This window comes from Nonomuraea sp. NPDC003201 (assembly GCF_053590415.1).
Map to the genome: position 1 here is coordinate 1 of NZ_JBSFTC010000713.1, position 1,650 is coordinate 1,650.

The 1,650-nt window shown below is 76.0% G+C and carries 1 protein-coding gene; it reads left to right on the top strand.

What is annotated here, in order from left to right; translation table 11 throughout:
• A partial coding sequence (locus ACWDX9_RS63040) for a HEAT repeat domain-containing protein (RefSeq protein ID WP_449973405.1) occupies positions 1-1,267 on the top strand: 1,267 nt, incomplete at its 5' end.
• Positions 1,268-1,650 lie beyond the last annotated feature (383 nt).

The following is a 1,650-nucleotide window of genomic DNA, read 5'->3' on the forward strand; positions in this document are numbered from 1 at the left end:
GCTGGACCTCCTCGCCGCGTGGGCGGACCGGGAGGAGACGATGCTGGCCGAAGCCGCCGTCACGGCCATGGCGCACGCCGGCGAGCCCGCCCGCGCGGTGCCCGTGCTCGTGGGCCACGCCGGCGGCCCGGCCTCCCGCGTCGCGGTGGCCGCGCTGGCCCGCTGCTGCCGTTCGACACCTCCGTCCCTGCTCGGGCCGTTGCTGGAGGAGGCGCTGACCGCCCCCGGCAGCAAGGTGACGCTGCGCAAGCTGGCCGCCCGCCAACTGGGCCGCAACCGCCCGCCCGGCGCGGTGGACGTGCTGCTGCGGGCGTGGGAGGACCCGGGGCTGCACCGGGACGTACGGGTCGCCGTCGCCTCGGTGCTGCGCACGATCCCCGAGGACCCGCGGACCCTGGACGCGCTCGGCGACGCCGCCGGCCCGCACGCCGGCGAGCCGATGCTGCGCACGCTCTTCCAGGCCCACCCGATGGAGTACGCCCCCGCCGCCCGCCCCCGTTACGCGGACCTGGTGCGGCGCCTCCTCATGGCCGCCGACCTGCCCGGGGTGGGTTTCCGCGGGTCGAAGGCGTTCGCCGTGTGGGCGCACTGGTACCGGGGCGGCTTCGACGAGATCATCGAGGCCGTGGCCGATCCGGGGACGACCGGGGAGGGCATGGCGGTGTTCCTGGGGCTGCTGCGGGCCGGGGCGATCCGGTCCCAGGCGCTGGACGTCCTGGCCAGGCTGGCCGCCGCCGTACCCGGGGAGGACCTGCGGACACCGGCCAGGCAACGCGTGGACACCATCGCCCGGAGACTGGCCGCGCCCTTGGAGGAGGAGCCGGAGCCGTGGCGGCGGCGGCTCGCCCGGGACGCGATGGACGTGCTCGCCGCCCAGCCCCTCCTGCTGCCCCAGGTGGCCGAGCTCGGCGTGGCCCTGCTCCCCGGGGAAACGGACGGGGACGAACTCGCCGACGCCCTGTGCGCCCTTGCCGACCTGCTCGCGGACCGGCCGGTGCTCGCCGCCCGGACGGCCGGCAAGGCCGTCTCGGAACTGTTCGGCGAGTACGGACGGCGGCCGCCGCTGCCGATCGCGGTCGCGCTGCCCCCGGCCCGGCGTCTGGCCGGCCGCGGTGACCTGTCCGGCGGCCTGTTCGCGCTCATGCTCACCCAGTCGGGAGGGCAGCGCACCGAGTGGGCCTCCCCTTGGCGGGAACTCCTCCGTGACCTGCGCGCCTCCCCGCATCTGGAGGTACGCCAGGAAGCCTGGGACACCTCCGTGGACTGACCCCGGACAACCGGATGGCTCGCGTCCTCGTCCTCGGGGTTGTCGCCGACTTCCCCGAGGCGGACCTGGTCACCGTCCCTTTCTCCCACGCCGAGGGTCCGCCCGCCGGCCGAGCCTGAGCGGTGACGCGCTGATGGGGCGCGGGCAGGAGCCCCGCGCCGCTCTCTCCCGGACGACCGCGGCATCGGGTTTCCACGGCAGAATGATGCCGATGATCGTCCCGCCCGCCGCGCGCGTCTCCGTCGTCGCCGCCGCCCTGATCTTCCTCGCCGGCTGCGGCGCGCAGGGTTCTCGTAGCAGCGGGTCAGCGGGGCGTCCACGTACTTCCCGTACGGCTCGATCGGCCGGTACGCGCACCGCTCGTACAGCGCGATGGCCTCGGG